The organism is Caenimonas soli (assembly GCF_013155545.1).
In the GTDB taxonomy this organism is placed as follows: domain Bacteria; phylum Pseudomonadota; class Gammaproteobacteria; order Burkholderiales; family Burkholderiaceae_C; genus Ramlibacter; species Ramlibacter soli.
On record NZ_JABJVV010000017.1, the window covers coordinates 70505 to 87806 of the forward strand.

The window sequence follows — 17302 nt, forward strand, 5'->3', positions numbered from 1 at the left end:
CGCGCGCGCGGTCGCGCTGTATTCGCGACAATGCCCCATCGATATTCAATGGGGCGAAACATGCCGAATCACAGCTGCGATCTGTTCGTCATCGGTGCGGGCAGCGGCGGCGTCCGTGCCGCACGCATGGCGGCCCAGCGCGGCGCGCGGGTGGTGGTCGCCGAGGCCGCGGCGCTGGGCGGCACCTGTGTCAATGTGGGCTGCATTCCGAAGAAGCTCTATAGCTATGCCGCCCATTTCTCGGACGACTTCAGGGACGCGGCCGGCTTCGGCTGGCAAGCCGGGCAGCCCCGGTTCGACTGGGCGGTGCTGAAGGCGAACCGTTCCGCCGAGATCGCGCGCTTGAATGGCATCTACCAGAACCTGCTGGTCAGCGCTGGGGCGCAGATCGTGACGGGCTGGGCACAGCTGCAGGGCCCCCACACCGTTCAGGTGCAGACGGCCAAAGGCCAGGAAGTCTTTACGGCACGGCACATCCTGGTTGCGACCGGCGGCCGGCCCAGCGTACCGGCCTTTCCCGGCAGCGAGCACGTGGTGACCTCGGACAGCATGTTCGACCTCGAACCGTTTCCCAAGCGTCTGCTGGTGGTGGGCGGCGGCTACATCGCCTGCGAGTTCGCTTCCATCTTCAACGGCCTGGGCTCCAAGGTCACGCAGCTGTATCGCGGCGAGCAGGTGCTGCGCGGCTTCGACGACGACGTGCGTAACTTCATCGCGCACGAGGTTCGCAAGCACGGCGTCGATCTGCGCACCTGCATGGACGTCAAGAAGATCGAGAAAACCGCCGTCGGCTTGAACGTGACATTGACCGACGGCAGCTGCCTGGTCGCCGACACCGTGTTGTATGCCACCGGGCGCATACCCAACGTCGATGGCCTGGGGCTGGAAGCCGCAGGCGTGGCGCAGAGCAGGCACGGCGCCATCGTGGTCGATCAGGGTTACCAGACGTCCGTGCCCTCGGTCCATGCGCTGGGCGATGTGACGGCGCGACTGCAGCTGACGCCGGTGGCGCTGGGCGAAGCCATGGTGCTGGTCGACCGCCTGTTCGGCGACGCGCAACGCAAGATGGGTTACGACTTCGTCCCCACGGCCGTGTTCACCCACCCGAACATCGGCACGGTGGGCTACGGCGAGCGCGAGGCGCGCAAGGTCTTCGGCGAGGTGACCATCTACCGTGCCGAATTCAGGGCGCTCAAGCACACCTTGAGCGGCAGTTCGGAACGCACGTTGATGAAGCTGGTGGTTGACGCCGCCACCGACCGCGTCGTCGGCCTGCACATGGTGGGCGCGGACGCCGGCGAAGTGGTGCAGGGCTTCGCCGTGGCGATGAAAGCCGGCGCGACCAAGGCCGTGTTCGACAGCACCATCGGCATCCACCCCACCGCGGCCGAAGAGTTCGTGACGATGCGCGAAGCGGTCGTGGCCTAGCGTCGCGTCCGGCTACGCGAAAAAGAACAGCCCGCATGGTCGCGAGCGGTTCGCTGTGCGCTGCTGTTGCAAGCCTGCGTGTGGGCGGCGAAGCCGCGTGCGGGCGGACTGTGACGCGCGGTCAGCCCGTTCCGCGCCTTTTCAAGGCGCGCAAGCGGCGCCGGGGAACGGACTCGCGGGCTTCGGACTAATCGTGGACTGTCCTCGCACTCCGGAGAGGCCCGCGCGGGCGCAAAGCCTTGCCGCGAGGTGTTGGCGCGCGCCGAGGTGGATGGCGGATCAGGTCCGGCATGACAGGCGGGGGCGGTGCCTCGTGTCCGCGAAACATGCATCTAAGGCGTTATGGAAGAGGTCGAGAGCACGACGCGGTGGCAATTGGGTGCAAATGCAGTCTAAAGTGTTCTAGTCACTACCAAGGGCTCGCTGACAAGTGAAGCAATACCGGTCCTACAAAGATGGCAGCGCTGCAAGAGGAGCATGGGATTCATCTCTAGTGTGGGAGAGCCCATGTCAGACGACAAACGAAAGTCGCAAGGCCGGGACCGGCAACGCAGCAATGTTCATATCGAAGGGCGGGCGGCAATGAAGAGGGATTTCTCGCAACCCGTTCTCAAGCCGGTGCGCAAGGCCGCGCCGCAACCTGCCAAGCCCCTGCTCGATACCCGCCTCACCGAACAGCGCAATCCGCGCAGCACGCGCATCGATCAACTTTCCACGATCGAGATCGTCGATCTCGTCAACGCCGAGGACCGCATGGTCGCAGCCGCCGTGGGCGAGGAGCGCCAGCAGATCGCGCGCGCCATCGACCTGGCAGTGGATGCCTTCCGCAACGGCGGCCGTCTCATCTACGTCGGCGCCGGAACCTCCGGTCGGCTGGGCGTGCTCGACGCATCGGAGATGCCCCCTACCTACCGCACCGAGCCGGAGATGGTGCAGGGCATCATCGCCGGCGGCTTCGAGGCGCTGGTGCGCTCGCAGGAGGGCGCGGAAGACCACCCGGAAGACGGCGCCGCGGCCATCGACGAGAAGGACATAGGCGCCAATGACTTCGTGCTGGGCATCGCCACCTCAGGGACCACGCCCTATGTGCACGGCGCGCTCAAGCGCGCGCGCGAACGCGGCGCACGCACCGGGTTTCTGCTGTGCACCTATCCGTCCGAGCAACTGATCAAGTCGCACGACGTGGTGATCGCTCCGCTGGTGGGCCCCGAGGTGATCACCGGGTCCACGCGCATGAAGGCCGGCACCGCCACCAAGATCATCCTGAACACCATCAGCACCGCGGCCATGGTGAAGATCGGCAAGGTCTACGGCAACCTGATGGTGGACTTGCAGGTGACCTGCCAGAAGCTGCAGGACCGCGGCGAGCGCATCCTGATGGACACGCTGGGTGTCAAGCGCGAAGAAGCCAGCCGCCTGCTGGAAGAGTCGGGCGGCCATGTGAAGACGGCGATCGTGATGTCCAAGCTTTCGCTGGATGCCGACGAAGCGCGTCACCGCCTGGAAAGCGTGGGTGGCTCCATCGCCGACGTCGTGGGCAACTTGCGGATCGGATAGCGCCCTCAGCTGAACGCGAACGGCATCCTATGCACAAACCCGATGGAAGGAAGCTGCACCAAGCCCCAGTGAAGCACCTTGCGCGGCGCCTGCGCCAACTTGCCGATCTCCTGCATGGCACATAGCTCCGCCGTGCTGAGGGCCTCGTCTGCGGTAGCCGAGATTTGCTCGCAGTGGCCTTGGCGCACGCTCTGCGCGTCGCAAAACGACCTGGGCCGCGTGCGCGAGATTCTGTACTCGCCCAGGTAGTGGTGGCCGAGTTCGCCCATGGGACAGGCATACGCCGCAATGTGATAGCCGTGGAAGGGTCCGGTGATCCGTTCGAGCATGTGGCCTCCTTGTTGTGCTGACCCATTCAGCACCCTTGCAGCTCAGCTGTGCGGCACATTCGGTCCGGAATTCATCGATACCGGCATTAGTCGAGTAGGACAACAGCCCCAGCGCTTGTGGTCACGCCTCAGGATCGGGGCTGGCGGTCTTGCCCAGCGCATCTTCCGAGGGGCGGAGCACGGTCAGCAAATCCGAAGTCGTGAGCAAGATGAGGTCGGCGCCTTCCCGGCGCAATTCATCCTCGGTGCCGAAGCCGCAGAGCACGCCGACCGTTTGCGCGCCGGCCGCAACGCCCGTGCGTATGTCCATCGTCGTGTCGCCGATCATCAGGCAGCAAGCGGGCTCTACGCCCATTGCCTTGGCCGCGTACAGCAGCGGATCGGGATGCGGTTTCATGCGCCGCGTCGTCTGCGCGCCGACCACCGCGGCGAAGTGCTCGCGTACGCCGTAGTGCGTGAGGAACCTCTCGACACGCGGCGCGCCTCCCGTCGAGATCGTGCTCATCGGATAAAGCGCAGCCAGTGCCACCAGCATTTCCTGCACGCCGGCCATCATGTCGTGCGGAACCTCGTCCACGGCTTCGATGTTTCGCGTGTGGGCGGGGTCCGCGCCGCGCGCCCTGGCAGTGCGCAAGCGGGTGCGCAGGCGCGAGACCGGCACGTCGAGCCCCAGCCGGTCCAGCAGGGAGTACGCGGCGTTGACGGGTGTCTCGGCGCCCATCACGGTCTGGCGGGCCAGCCGCTCGGCCCGCCGCCCGCTCACCAGCGGCACCGCATCCAGCACCGCGGCGAGCTGCGCGACCAGGTGGTCGTCGGTGTCGGCGATGGTTCCGTCCACGTCGAAGCAGAGCGCGCGGATGCGGGAGAGATCCAGGGCCATGGGACTCCATTCTGAACAAAAAAGAAGCCGCGCGTTCGCAGCTCAGCCGTCAGACGACGCCGATAGCCCATTCGGGGTAACGGCTGACTGGGGTCAGCGTGGGCAGGAGCTAGGCTGCGAGCGGGGTTCGCCGAACCACGAGAGGACACCATGCCCAAGACATTCCTGCACGCACTGATCACTCCCCTGCTTTTCCTGGCCCTCGGCTCGAGTGGATGGGCCTTGGCCGCCGACCCGCCATCGCGCGTGGCGCGGCTGGCATACGTCTCCGGTGGGGCGAGCTTTTCCCCCGGCGGCGAGCGCGACTGGGGCCGCGCCATCGTGAACCGTCCGCTGATCACGGGCGACCGCCTGTGGGTGGAGCGGGGCGCGCGTGCCGAACTGCAGCTTGGCGCCGCGGCCATCCGCGTGGGCGGAAGCACCAGCATGACGCTGTTGAATCTGAATGACCGTATTGCGCAGGTGGAACTTGAGCAAGGCACGTTGAATATCCGGGTGCGGCGCCTGGACCGCGGAGAGGTCTTTGAAGTCGCGACGCCCCATCTGGCCTACGTGATCCGCCGGCCCGGCAGCTACCGGGTTCACGTCGACCCGGACGGCCAGTCCACCACCGTGACGGTGCGCACCGGGCTGGCCGAGGTCTACGGTGAAGGCCGGGCCTTCGTGGTGCGCGAGCGCCAGGCCTACCGCTTCTTCGACACCGGCCTGCGCAACTACCAGAGCTTCGCCTCGTGGCCAGTGGATGAATTCGATCAGTGGTCCAACCAGCGCGATCGCCGCTGGGACACCTCGCCATCGCGCCGCTACGTTTCGGCCGAGCTGATTGGCTACGAGGACCTGGACCAGCACGGCACGTGGCGCAAGCACCGCGAGTACGGCGATGTCTGGGTGCCGCGCCGGGTGGCCGCGGACTGGGCGCCGTACCGCGACGGCCACTGGGCCTGGATCGAGCCCTGGGGCTGGACCTGGGTCGACGAGGCGCCGTGGGGCTTCGCGCCCTCGCACTACGGCCGCTGGGCCCATGTCGACGGCGGCTGGGCCTGGGTGCCCGGCCCGTCGAAGGCTCGGCCGGTGTATGCGCCCGCCCTGGTTGCATTCGTCGCGGCCGGTAGCCAGCCATCGTCCGGCAGCGGCGGCGGTGCCGTGGGCTGGTTCCCGCTCGGTCCACGCGATGTCTACCGGCCCTCGTACACCGTGAGCCGCCAGTACTTCACCAACGTGAATACCAGCAACACCGTCATCACCCCAGTTAACGTCACCAATTACTACGACAACAGGAATGTGGGCAATGTGACCTATGCGAACCAGCAGGTTCCGGGCGCTGTGGTGGCGGTGCTTGCGGCCGCCTTCGCTCAATCCAGGCCCGTCGCACGGGAGACGGTGCGGGTGGACCGCGAGATGGTGGCGCGCGCGCCGGTGGCGGCGGTCGCCCCGGTCGCCCCTGTGCAGGCCAGCGTCGTTGGCCCGGCGGCGGCGCCCAGCGCGCAGCCACCGGAACGTAGACGCTCGCGCCCGGCAGTGGCCCAGACGGCCCCGCCGCCGCCGCCCGTGCCTTTCGCCGCCAAGCAGAGCGCCCTCGCGGCAAATGCGGGCAAGCCGCTCGATACCGCCGCGGTGGCCGCGTTGACGCCGGCGCCGGCGGCGTCCGCGCCTGCCGTCAAGGTGGTGCCGGCTACGCAGCCTGTTGCCGCGCCCGCCAAGCCGGCGAGCGCACCCGAACCCGCACGTGCGGCGGTCGCGCCGCCGGCACGCCCGCCAGCTGCCGCCACCCCGGCCGCGCCGCCCACACCTGCACCCCCGGCCGCGCCGCAAGCGGCGGCGCCCGCCGCTGCGCCTCCCGCAACGGGTGCATCCCCGGCTCGCGACACGCGCAGGCAATCGCGCGAGGATGAGGGGCGTGCCGGCAGGCCCCAGCAGCAATCCCCGCCGCCTGGTGCGCCTGGAGAAGCACGCCCAGTAGCGCCGGCAGCGGCAAGTGCTGCATCGGCCGCGCGCCCGCCAGCCGCCGCAGCATCCGCGGCGCCGCAAGCCGCGCCACCAGCGCCCGTCGCTGCACCGCCCGCAGCGGCTGCTTCGCCGCCGCGCGATGCACGAAGGCAAGGGCGCGACGACGACGAGCGTGGCGGCAGACGCCAGCAACAACCCCCGGCGCCCAGCGCAGTTTCGCCGGCCCCGCCCGCCACACCGGCTGCCCGCGCCGACAGCGCCGCCGCCCCGGCATCGGCCGCGGCGTCCGAGCGGCGCGGCGGCAGGAATGCCGACGAACGGCGCCGCAACCGTGGGGAAGAAGAGCGCAAGCCGTAGTCCAAGACGAAAAAAAGCCGCGTGGACCTGCGCCCACGCGGCTCGAACCCACTACAGAAAACTTTTCTTCAAGTCACGTGCTTAGCGGGCCTTGCCGGCCTTCCAGGCTGCCAGCAGCTTGTCGTAGGCAATGGTCTCGCCCTTCGGCTTCTCGTTGGCCAGCTTGGCCCACGGTGCCTGCTTGTCGCTCAGGTACTTGGCGGGGTCGCCCTTCGGGTTGAGCTTGGGCGCGCACTTGGCCATGCCGGCGCGCTCGAGGCGGCCCAGCACCTGGTCCATCTCGTCGGCCAGCGTGTCCATGGCGCCTTGCGGGGTCTTCTCACCCGTCACGGCCTGGGCCACGTTCTTCCACCACAGCTGCGCCAGCTTGGGGTAGTCGGGCACGTTGGTGCCGGTCGGGCTCCACGCCACGCGGGCCGGGCTGCGGTAGAACTCGACCAGGCCACCCAGCTTGGGCGCCATGTCGGTCATCGCCTTGCTCTGGATGTCGCTTTCGCGGATCGGAGTCAGGCCCACCAGCGTCTTCTTCAGCGAAGTCGTCTTGGCGGTGATGAACTGCGCATAGAGCCAGGCGGCTGCCGTCTTGTTCTCGTCGTGGTTGGCAAAGAAGGTCCAGCTGCCGACGTCCTGGTAGCCGTTCTGCATGCCCTGCTTCCAGTACGGGCCGTTCGGGCCGGGGGCCATGCGCCACTTCGGGGTGCCGTCTTCGTTCACGACCGGCAGGCCCTTCTTGGTCATGTCGGCGGTGAAGGCGGTGTACCAGAAGATTTGCTGGGCGATCTGGCCTTGGGCGGGCACCGGGCCGGCTTCGCCGAAGGTCATGCCGGTGGCTTCCTTGGGCGCGTACTTCTTCATCCAGTCCACGTACTTGGTCAGCGCGTAGACGGCAGCGGGCGAGTTGGTCGCGCCGCCACGGGCCACGGAGGCGCCGACCGGCGTGCACTTATCGGCTGCGACGCGGATGCCCCACTCGTCGATCGGCAGGCCGTTGGGTGCGCCGATGTCGGCGGTGCCGGCCATCGACAGCCAGGCGTCGGTGAAGCGCCAGCCCAGCGACGGGTCCTTCTTGCCGTAGTCCATGTGGCCGTAGATCGGCTTGCCGTCGATCTGCTTCACGTCGTTGGTGAAGAAGTCGGCGATGTCCTCGTAGGCGCTCCAGTTCAGCGGCACGCCCAGGTCGTAGCCGTACTTGGCCTTGAACTTCTGCTGCAGGTCCGGGCGCGCGAACAGGTCGGCGCGGAACCAGTACAGGTTGGCGAACTGCTGGTCTGGCAGCTGGTACAGCTTGCCGTCCGGGCCGGTCGTGAACTTGGTGCCGATGAAGTCCTTCAGGTCCAGGTTGGGGTTGGTGTAGTCCTTGCCCTTGCCCGCCATGTAGTCGGTCAGGTTCATCACCTTGCCGTAACGGTAGTGGGTGCCGATCAGGTCGGAATCGGAAATCCAGCCGTCATAGATGGACTTGCCCGACTGCATGGAAGTCTGCAGCTTCTCGACCACGTCACCCTCCTGGATGAGGTCGTGCTTGACCTTGATGCCGGTGATCTCCTCGAAGGCCTTGGCCAGCGTCTTGGACTCGTATTCGTGGGTGGTGATGGTTTCCGACACCACCGAGATTTCCTTCACGCCCTTGGCCTGCAGCTTCTTGGCGGCGTCGATGAACCACTTCATCTCGGCCAGCTGCTGGTCCTTGGAGAGGGTGGATGGCTGGAACTCGCTGTCGACCCACTTCTTGGCCGCGGCTTCGTCGGCCCAGGCCTGGCTGCCCACGGCCAGCGCGGCTGCGATGGCCAGCGCCGTGTACTTGATCTTCATGTCTTCTCCTTGGTGGTTGAAATAGAAACTAGCCGCGGCGCATGATCAGCGCCAGGACGGCCATAGACGCCACGAAACTGATCCAGATGCTGGGTTCCTGCTCCAGCCCGAACCATGTGGTGAACTTCCCTGCCAGCCCGATAAAGGCCAGGTTGATGTAGCCCGCGGTGAGCAGGCCGATGAAGAGCCGGTCGCCGCGGGTGGTGGCGATCGGCAGGAACCCCTTGCGCATCGTGGTGGGGGACTTGAGCTCCCACACCGTCATCCCTGCGAGCATCAGCCCGATGCAGGTGAAGAAAACCGTTACCGGCGTGGTCCAGACCATCCAGTCGAACATTTTGAATTTCCTTAAACACGGCCCATCGCGAAACCCTTCGCGATGTAATTGCGAACGAACCAGATGACGATGGCACCCGGCACGATCGTCAGCACGCCGGCGGCGGCCAGCGTCGCCCAGTCCATGCCGGAGGCAGAGACGGTGCGGGTCATGGTGGCCACGATGGGCTTGGCGTTGACGCTGGTCAGCGTGCGCGCCAGCAGCAGTTCCACCCAGCTGAACATGAAGCAGAAGAACGCCGCCACGCCCACGCCGGCCTTGATCAGCGGCAGGAAGATCGTGGCGAAGAAGCGCGGGAACGAGTAGCCGTCGATGTAGGCCGTCTCGTCGATCTCGCGCGGGATGCCGCTCATGAAGCCTTCCAGGATCCACACCGCCAGCGGCACGTTGAACAGCAGGTGCGCCAGGGCCACGGCGATGTGCGTGTCCATCAGGCCGACGGTGGTGTACAGCTGGAAGAAGGGCAGCAGGAACACGGCCGGCGGCGTCATGCGGTTGGTCAGCAGCCAGAAGAACACATGCTTGTCGCCCAGGAAGCTGTAGCGCGAGAAGGCGTAGGCGGCGGGCAGGGCGACCGCCACCGAGATCACGGTGTTGATCGCCACGTAGATCAGGCTGTTGATGTAGCCGGAGTACCAGGACGCATCGGTGAAGATGGTCTTGTAGTTCTGCCAGGTGAACTCCTGCGGGAAGAACGAGAAGCTGGAGAGGATCTCGTTGTTCGTCTTGAAGCTCATGTTGACCATCCAGTAGATGGGCAACAGCGCGAAGACGATGTAGGCGATGAGGAACAGCGTCTTGGCCTGGAAGCGCGGCTTGTTCATGGGGCGTGACTTGCGCGAAACCTGGGGCAGGGCCGGAGCGGGCTGCGCGTCGATGCCATCGAGTGGGGTGCGGGCGAGGGTGTTCATTGCGTCACCTCTTTCTCTTGCGTGCCGACGCGCTGCATCCAGTTGTAGAGGACGAAGCACAGCAGCAGGATGATGAGGAAATAGATCAGCGAGAAAGCAGCGGCCGGGCCCAGGTCGAACTGGCCGACGGCTTTCTGCGTGAGGAATTGCGACAGGAAGGTGGTCGAGTTGCCGGGGCCGCCGCCGGTGAGGACGAAGGGCTCGGTGTAGATCATGAAGCTGTCCATGAAGCGCAGCAGCACCGCGATCATCAGCACGCCGCGCATCTTGGGCAGCTGGATGTAGCGGAACACGGCGAACTTGCTGGCGCCGTCGATGCGGGCAGCCTGGTAGTAGGCGTCGGGAATCGAGCGCAGGCCGGCGTAGCAGAGCAGGGCGACCAGCGGCGTCCAGTGCCAGACGTCCATCGCCAGCACGGTGATCCAGGCGTCGCGGGCGTTGCCGGTGTAGCTGTAGTCGATGCCCAGCTTCTGCAGCCCGGCGCCCAACAGGCCGATGTCGGCGCGGCCGTAGATTTGCCAGATGGTGCCCACCACGTTCCAGGGGATCAGCAGCGACAGCGCGACGATCACCAGCACCAGCGAGGCCTTCCAGCCCTGCGCGGGCATCGACAGGGCCAGGGCGATGCCCAGCGGGATTTCCACGGCGAGCACGGCCAGCGAGAAGGTGAGCTGGCGCCACAGCGCGGCATGCAGTTCCTGGTCGCGCATCACGGCGGCGAACCACTCGGTGCCGACGAACACGCGCCGTTCGGGCGAGATGATGTCCTGCACCGAGTAGTTGACGACGGTCATCAGCGGCAGGATGGCCGAGAAGGCCACGCAGACCAGCACCGGCAGGATCAGCAGCCAGGCCTTCTGGTTGACGGGTTTGGTGGTGGTGCTCATGCGACGAGCTCCTCATTCTTGTAAAAGCAGGTGTGCTCGCCGAGCATCTGCAGCCAGACGGTGTCGCCGGCCTGCGGCCGCTGTGTTTCGGGACTGAGCCGCGCCTTGACCGGCTGGCCGTCGATGGTGGCGGTGAGCATCAGGTAGGTGCCGATGTCCTGCAGCTGCGTCACCTGCGCCGGCAGCGCACCGGACACGCCTTGGGCCACCAGCCTCACGTATTCCGGGCGCAGGCCCAGCTTGATGTCGCCATCCGGCAGGGACCGCGTCGCAGCCACCGACAGCGTGGTTCCGGCGATGCGCAGTTCGCCGGGCGCCGATTGGGCCGGCAGGAAGTTCATGCCGGGCGAGCCGATGAAGTGCCCGACGAACGTGTGCTGTGGGCGTTCGAACAGCGCATCGGCGCTGCCCATCTGCACGGCGCGGCCGCGCGTCATCACCACCACCTGCTCGGCGAAGGTCAGGGCCTCGACCTGGTCGTGGGTCACGTAGATCAGCGTCAGCTTGAGTTCGTGATGAATCTGCTTGAGCTTGCGGCGCAGCTGCCACTTCAGGTGCGGGTCGATCACCGTCAGCGGCTCGTCGAACAGCACGGCCGACACATCGGGCCGCACCAGGCCGCGGCCCAGCGAGATCTTCTGCTTGGCGTCGGCGGCCAGCCCGGCGGCGCGATGGTTCAGCTGGCCGGAGAGCTCCAGCATCTCGGCGATCTCGCCGACGCGCTTCTTGATCTGAGCTTCCGGCACCTTGCGGTTGCGCAAGGGGAAGGCCAGGTTCTCGGCCACGGTCATGGTGTCGTAGATCACCGGGAACTGGAACACCTGGGCGATGTTGCGCTCCTGCGGGCTGGCGTGGGTGACGTCCTGACCGTCGAACTTCACCTCGCCTTGCGAGGGCGCCACCAGGCCCGAGATGATGTTGAGCATGGTGGTCTTGCCGCAGCCCGAGGGGCCGAGCAAGGCATAGGCGCCGCCATCCTTGAACGTCATCTTCAAGGGCAGCAGCGCGTAGTCGCTGTCTTCGCGCGGACTGGCCTTGTACGCATGGGCCAGGTCGAGGTCGATGCGGGCCATCAGCGGCCTCCCTTTCGTTCGGGCGCCACCAGCAGGGCGCCGGCGGAGTCGAATACATACACTTGCGCCGGATTGAGGTACAGCGTGACCGAGGCGCCCAGGCCGAAGTAGTGCACGCCGGTCAGCTGCGCCACCACTTCGCCGACCGCGGTTTCAACGTGGACGAAGGTGTCGGAGCCCGAGATCTCGGCCAGTTCCACCTTGCCTTGCAGGGCGACGTCGCCCGGCTGTTGCTGCACGCGCAGCGCGCCGGCGCGCACGCCGATGGTGAGCGACTTGGACGCGGCAGCCGGCAGCGGGATCGACAGCTCCGGTCCCGCGACCAGCTTCACGCCCAGGCTGGCGGCCTCGGCGGAGATCAGGTTCATCGGCGGGTCGCTAAAGGCACGGGCGACGCGCAGCGACTTGGGTGCATGGAACACTTCGGCCGTGGGCCCGTATTGCAGCAGTTCGCCGGCGTCGAGCACGGCGGTGTAGCCGCCCAGCAGCAGGGCTTCGCCGGGCTCGGTGGTGGCGTAGATCACGGTGGAGTCGCCGGCTGCGAACAGCTGGGTCAGTTCCTCGCGCAGTTCCTCGCGCAGCTTGTAGTCCAGGTTCACCAGCGGTTCGTCCAGCAGCATCAGCGGTGCCTGCTTGGCCAGCGCACGGGCCAGGGCCACGCGTTGCTGCTGCCCACCCGAGAGCTCCGCCGGCAGCCGGTCCAGGAACATGTCGATGTGCAGGCGGGCCGCCAGTTCGCGCACGCGCTGCGCGATGTTCTTCTCGCCGCGCAGCTTCAGCGGCGAGGCAATGTTGTCCGCCACCTTGAGCGACGGGTAGTTGATGAACTGCTGGTAGACCATGGCGACGTTGCGATCGCGCACCGGCATGCCGGTCACGTCGCGGCCATCCACCTGCACGCGGCCGTGGCTGGGCGTGTCCAGGCCGGCCATGATGCGCATCAGGCTGGTCTTGCCGGCCTGCGTGGCGCCCAGCAGCACCGTCACCGCGCCGGGGCGCGGCGCCAGGCTCATTTCATAGAGCCAGTCCTGCGCACCGACCTTCTTGCTGATTTCTTCCAGGGCCAGCTGCATCACGCAACCTTTCTCGTTTGGGTGTCCTTGTTGTCCATCCAGCCCGCGACGTCATCGCGTTGCTGCGCCGTGTAGTGCAAGCCCAGCTTGCTGCGCCGCCACAGCACGTCGTCGGCGCCGGTGGCCCACTCGGTGCGCTGCAGGTAATCGAGCTCGGCCTCGTACAGGCCCGGCGCGACCTCTGCACCCATGCCGGGCGCCGATTGTGCGAGCACTTGATCGATGCGGCTACCGTAAGAACGAGCCATTCGTCGCAAAGGTGACTCGGCCATCCAGGGGTAGCGTTTGTGCGCTTCCACGAGGAAGCGGTCGAAGTCGGTGTCGGGCCGTTGTGCCGGGCCGATCCAGTCGGAGAAGTCGCCGCCGGGCAGCACCGCGCGCTCGGTCCACGCGCTGCGCGCATCGCCGAGCATGTGCCCGACCTGCTCGGCCGCTTCTTCGGCCAGCTTGCGGAAGGTGGTGATCTTGCCGCCCCAGATGGACAGCAGCGGCGCTGCCTCGGTGTTGGGCTCGAGCAGGTAGTCGCGGGTGACAGCCGAAGGATCGCCCGAGGCGTCGTCCAGCAGCGGGCGCACGCCGGAGTAGCTCCAGACCACTTCGGTCGGATGGACCGGGCGCTTGAAATAGCGGCTCGCCTGTTCGCACAGGTACTGGGTTTCCTGGGCATCGATGCGGGCGCTGCGCGGCTCGCCGTGCAGCTCGACGTCGGTCGTGCCGATCAGCGTGAAATCGCCCTCGTAGGGGATCGCGAAAATGATCCGCTTGTCCGGGTTCTGGAACAGGTAGGCGTGGTCATGCTCGAAGCGGCGCGCCACCACGATGTGGCTGCCCTTGATCAGGCGCAGGCTGCGGCTGGCCAGCATTTCGCCGTGCGAAGCGCGTGCTTCGCTGCGCAGGAAGGATTCAGTCCAGGGGCCGGCCGCGTTGACCAGGGCGCGGGCCCTGATCTGGCGGGCGGCGCCGCCCCGCGGCTGCAGCGTCACGTCCCAGCCCTGGGCGCTGCGTTGCGCCGCGACGCAGCGGGTGCGGGTGTGGATGCTGGCGCCGCGCGACTGCGCATCGAGCGCGGCCAGCACCACCAGGCGGGCGTCGTCGACCCAGGCGTCGGAATAGACGAAGGCCCGCCCCAGATGCGGTTGCAGGCATTGGCCGAGTTCGTGTCCGTGCAGGTTCACGCTGGTGCTGCCCGGCAGCACTTCGCGCTTGGCGAGATGGTCGTACAGAAACAGGCCGGCGCGGATCATCCAGGCCGGGCGCATCGAAGGATCGTGCGGCATGACGAAGCGCAGCGGCCTGATGATGTGCGGCGCGCTGCGCATCAGCACCTCGCGTTCCTGCAGGGCCTTGCGCACCAGCGAGAACTCGTAGTGCTCCAGGTAGCGCAGGCCGCCGTGGATCAGCTTGGTGGCGGCCGACGAGGTGTGCGACGCCAGGTCGTCCTGTTCGCAAAGGGTGACGCGCCAGCCGCGGCCGGCCAGGTCGCGGGCGATGCCGGTGCCGTTGATGCCGCCGCCGACCACGAGCACGTCGCAATCGAATTCGCGCAAAAGCGCGTCTTTCGAGTCGGAGCCTGCTGCTCCGGCGATACCATTCGGTTGAGATGACACGGAATACCTAGGCAAAAATGAAACAAAGCGTTTTTCGGATCGATTCCATTGTGATTCGTTTTTGATCGTTTCCAATAAGAGTTTTCCCTGAATTTGTTCTTTCCCGTTCGCACTAACCTAGTGCGAGCCAACCGCGTCCAGAAAAAATCAAAGTGAATTCAAATCCCAGGCAGCTCAAGCTGCTCGATGTCGTCAGGGTCCGCGGTTCGGTCACGGTGGAGGAACTCGCCGACAAGTTGGGCGTGACCTTGCAGACCGTGCGCCGCGACGTGCAGCGGCTGTCCGAATCCGGCCTGCTGGCCCGTTTCCATGGCGGCGTGCGCGTGCCCAGTTCCACCGTCGAGAACATTGCGCACCAGCAGCGTGAGAGCCTGCATGCCGCCGGCAAGGCCGCGATCGCCCAGGCGGTCGCGGCCCAGGTGCCCAACGATTGCTCGCTGATCATCAACATCGGCACCACCACCGAGGCGATCGCCCGCGCGCTGCTGGGACACACCGGGCTGAGGGTGATCACCAATAACCTCAATGTCGCGGCCATCCTCAGCGGCAATCCGCAATGCGAGGTGATCGTGGCGGGCGGGGTGGTGCGCACACGCGACCGCGGCATCATCGGGGAAGCCGCCGTCGACTTCATCCGCCAGTTCAAGGTGGACATCGCGCTGATCGGCATTTCGGGCATCGAGGCCGACGGCTCGCTGCGCGATTTCGATTACCGCGAGGTCAAGGTTGCGCAGACCATCATCGAGCACTCGCGCGAGGTGTGGCTGGCCGCCGACCACAGCAAATTCAACCGCCCGGCCATGGTGGAGCTGGCGCGGCTGTCGCAGATCGATCGTCTTTTCACCGACGGGCCGCCGCCCGACCCGTTTCCGCAGTTGCTTGCCGACGCCGACGTGCAGTGCGTCATTGCGGCGGTCTAGCTCGAACACAAACGAATCCAATCGAATCGCATGACCTACCTTCTTGCCCTCGACCAGGGAACCTCCAGCTCGCGCAGCATCGTCTTCGACCAACAGGGCCAGGTGGTGGCGTTGGCCCAGAAGGAGCTGCCGCAGATCTATCCGCAGCCCGGCTGGGTCGAGCACGACCCGATGGAGATCTGGCGAACCCAGCTGGCGACGGCCAAGGAGGCCTTGGTCAAGGCCAAGCTCAAAGCCGGCGACATCCGGGCGCTGGGCATCACCAACCAGCGCGAAACGACCGTGCTGTGGAACCGCAAGACGGGGCAGCCGGTCCACCACGCCATCGTGTGGCAGGACCGGCGGGCCGAGCCCACCTGCGCCCAACTGCGCGAGCAGGGCCACGCGCAGCTGATACAGGCCAAAACCGGCCTGCTGATCGATGCCTACTTTTCGGGCACCAAGCTCAAATGGCTGCTGGACCATGTGCCGCGGGCGCGCGAACAGGCGCAGCGCGGCGAACTGGCCTTCGGCACGGTGGACAGCTGGCTCTTGTGGCAGCTGACCGAGGGTGCGCTGCATGCGACCGACGTGACCAATGCCTCGCGCACCATGCTGTTCAACGTGCGCAAGAACGAGTGGGATGCCGAGCTGCTCCAGCTGCTGGACATCCCGATCGAGCTCATGCCCAAGGTGCTGCCTTCCAGTGCCGCCTTTGGCGAAACCCGGCCGTCGGTGCTGGGTGCGGCTATCGCCATCGGCGGTGTCGCCGGCGACCAGCAGAGCGCGCTGTTCGGCCAGGCCTGCTTCAAGGAAGGCATGGCCAAGAACACCTATGGCACCGGCTGCTTCATGCTGATGCACACCGGCACCAAATTCCAGACCTCGGCCAACGGCCTGCTCACGACCAGTGCGGCGCAGGTCAGCGCGCGCACCGAATTCGCCACCGAGGGCAGCGTGTTCGTGGGCGGCGCCGTGGTGCAATGGCTGCGCGACGGATTGCGCGCCATCAAGGGCAGCGGCGAAGTTCAATCGCTGGCCGAGAGCGTGCCCGATTCGGGCGGCGTGATGGTCGTGCCGGCCTTCACCGGCTTGGGCGCGCCCTACTGGAAGCCCGATGCGCGCGGCACCATCACCGGCCTGACCCGCGGCACCACGGTCGCGCACATCGCCCGTGCGGCGCTGGAGAGCATCGCCTACCAGAGCAGCGCCTTGCTGCAGGCCATGAGCCGCGACGCCGTGGCCGCGGGAGCGGCGCCGGTGAGCGAGCTGCGGGTGGACGGCGGCGCCTGCGTCAACGACCTGCTGATGCAGTTCCAGGCCGACTTGCTGGGCATTCCCGTCGTGCGTCCGGCCGTGACCGAGACCACGGCGCTGGGCGCGGCCTACCTCGCCGGCCTGTCCAGCGGCGTCTACAAGAGCACCGACGAGCTCTCGGCGCTGTGGAAGGCCGAGCGGCGTTTCCTGCCCACGTTGGGCTCCGACCGTGCCGCCGAGTTGATGGGGCAGTGGGAGCACGCAGTGCGGCAGGCGACGCTGGCCTGAACACGGGAAAGCGTGGATATTCGGCGCGGGTGGCTGGCGGAAAATGGCGGTTTTTCTGCCCCGGGGGATCCATGAAATCGAACTACCTCGCCGCCGCCCTGCTCGCCGCATTTGCATCCACGGCCGGCGCCCAGAGCATGAAACCCGGCCTGTGGGAAGTCACCCAGAAGATGCAAAGCACCGGCGGCCAGTCGGAGCAGGGCATGCCGCAGATGCAGGAGCAGATGGCGAACATGCCGCCGGACCAGCGCAAGATGGTCGAGGAGATGATGGCCAAGCAGGGCGTCAAGATGGGCCCCGCCGGCGGCATGACCGCCAAGGTCTGCATGACCAAGGAAATGGTCGAGAAGAACGAGCTGCCGTCGCAGCAGGGCGACTGCAAGACCACGCACCAGTCGCGCAGCGGCAACACGATGAAGTTCGCCACGATGTGCGTCAATCCGCCTTCGGCCGGCGAGGGCCAGGTGACTTTCACCAGCCCCGAGGCCTACACCATGAAGATGGTGGTGACCTCCAAGTCCCATGGCAAGCCGGAAAAAATGAACATGGAAGGCGGCGGCAAATGGCTGGGCGCGGACTGCGGCAACGTCAAGCCGATCGTCCCGCCGGCCGCGAAAAAGTAACGGCTGTCATTGCGGGCTTGACCCGCAATCCAGGAGC

15 protein-coding genes are annotated in these 17302 nt (G+C 66.6%); 6 read left to right on the forward strand and 9 right to left on the reverse strand.

Annotated elements, in window-relative coordinates; genetic code table 11:
- Positions 1-60 precede the first annotated feature (60 nt).
- Together gorA and murQ are read left to right on the forward strand one after the other, a co-directional pair.
- Positions 61-1428: a glutathione-disulfide reductase gene (gene gorA / locus HNE04_RS22530; protein WP_172224321.1), complete on the forward strand. Its 1368-nt coding sequence runs from the start codon at positions 61-63 to the stop codon at positions 1426-1428.
- A 507-nt stretch (positions 1429-1935) separates the two neighbouring features.
- On the forward strand, positions 1936-2985 hold the full coding sequence (gene murQ / locus HNE04_RS22535; protein ID WP_207717688.1) for an N-acetylmuramic acid 6-phosphate etherase: 1050 nt from the start codon (positions 1936-1938) through the stop codon (positions 2983-2985).
- A gap of 5 nt (positions 2986-2990) precedes the next feature.
- Here the strand turns inward: murQ and HNE04_RS22540 are convergent, their stop codons facing one another.
- On the reverse strand, positions 2991-3314 hold the full coding sequence (locus HNE04_RS22540) for a hypothetical protein (RefSeq protein ID WP_172224324.1): 324 nt from the start codon (positions 3312-3314) through the stop codon (positions 2991-2993).
- A 121-nt stretch (positions 3315-3435) separates the two neighbouring features.
- Positions 3436-4194: an HAD family hydrolase gene (locus HNE04_RS22545; protein ID WP_172224327.1), complete on the reverse strand. Its 759-nt coding sequence runs from the start codon at positions 4192-4194 to the stop codon at positions 3436-3438.
- 150 nt (positions 4195-4344) lie between these two features.
- Here HNE04_RS22545 and HNE04_RS27900 point away from each other — a divergent pair, with 150 nt between their 5' ends.
- The gene (locus HNE04_RS27900; protein ID WP_207717689.1) at positions 4345-6498 is read left to right on the forward strand and encodes a DUF6600 domain-containing protein; all 2154 of its coding nucleotides are present in this window, start codon (positions 4345-4347) and stop codon (positions 6496-6498) included.
- 81 nt (positions 6499-6579) lie between these two features.
- Here HNE04_RS27900 and HNE04_RS22555 read toward each other — a convergent pair whose 3' ends face one another.
- From HNE04_RS22555 to glpD, 7 genes are all read right to left on the reverse strand, one after another.
- Positions 6580-8310, reverse strand: coding sequence for an ABC transporter substrate-binding protein (locus HNE04_RS22555; RefSeq protein WP_172224330.1), 1731 nt, complete (start codon positions 8308-8310; stop codon positions 6580-6582).
- 28 nt (positions 8311-8338) lie between these two features.
- Positions 8339-8647 carry a DUF2160 domain-containing protein gene (locus tag HNE04_RS22560; RefSeq protein WP_172224333.1) on the reverse strand — a complete coding sequence of 103 codons (309 nt, stop codon included), beginning with the start codon at positions 8645-8647 and terminating at the stop codon, positions 8339-8341.
- A gap of 11 nt (positions 8648-8658) precedes the next feature.
- On the reverse strand, positions 8659-9471 hold the full coding sequence (locus tag HNE04_RS22565; RefSeq protein ID WP_172224463.1) for a carbohydrate ABC transporter permease: 813 nt from the start codon (positions 9469-9471) through the stop codon (positions 8659-8661).
- An 83-nt stretch (positions 9472-9554) separates the two neighbouring features.
- Positions 9555-10445 carry a carbohydrate ABC transporter permease gene (locus HNE04_RS22570; RefSeq protein WP_172224335.1) on the reverse strand — a complete coding sequence of 297 codons (891 nt, stop codon included), beginning with the start codon at positions 10443-10445 and terminating at the stop codon, positions 9555-9557.
- Positions 10442-11518, reverse strand: coding sequence for an ABC transporter ATP-binding protein (locus HNE04_RS22575; RefSeq protein ID WP_172224338.1), 1077 nt, complete (start codon positions 11516-11518; stop codon positions 10442-10444). The genes HNE04_RS22570 and HNE04_RS22575 overlap by 4 nt, the downstream gene beginning before the upstream one ends.
- On the reverse strand, positions 11518-12591 hold the full coding sequence (locus HNE04_RS22580) for an ABC transporter ATP-binding protein (protein WP_172224466.1): 1074 nt from the start codon (positions 12589-12591) through the stop codon (positions 11518-11520). The genes HNE04_RS22575 and HNE04_RS22580 overlap by 1 nt, the downstream gene beginning before the upstream one ends.
- The gene (gene glpD, locus HNE04_RS22585; protein WP_235965312.1) at positions 12591-14138 is read right to left on the reverse strand and encodes a glycerol-3-phosphate dehydrogenase; all 1548 of its coding nucleotides are present in this window, start codon (positions 14136-14138) and stop codon (positions 12591-12593) included. The genes HNE04_RS22580 and glpD overlap by 1 nt, the downstream gene beginning before the upstream one ends.
- Positions 14139-14350: 212 nt before the next feature.
- Here glpD and HNE04_RS22590 point away from each other — a divergent pair, with 212 nt between their 5' ends.
- The 3 genes from HNE04_RS22590 (at position 14351) to HNE04_RS22600 (ending at position 17265) form a co-directional block, all read left to right on the forward strand.
- Positions 14351-15118, forward strand: coding sequence for a DeoR/GlpR family DNA-binding transcription regulator (locus tag HNE04_RS22590; RefSeq protein ID WP_172224341.1), 768 nt, complete (start codon positions 14351-14353; stop codon positions 15116-15118).
- Between the two features lie 30 nt (positions 15119-15148).
- On the forward strand, positions 15149-16642 hold the full coding sequence (glpK, locus tag HNE04_RS22595; RefSeq protein ID WP_172224344.1) for a glycerol kinase GlpK: 1494 nt from the start codon (positions 15149-15151) through the stop codon (positions 16640-16642).
- Between the two features lie 71 nt (positions 16643-16713).
- Positions 16714-17265 (forward strand): DUF3617 domain-containing protein, encoded by a 552-nt coding sequence (locus HNE04_RS22600; protein ID WP_172224347.1) that lies wholly within the window; start codon positions 16714-16716, stop codon positions 17263-17265.
- Positions 17266-17302 lie beyond the last annotated feature (37 nt).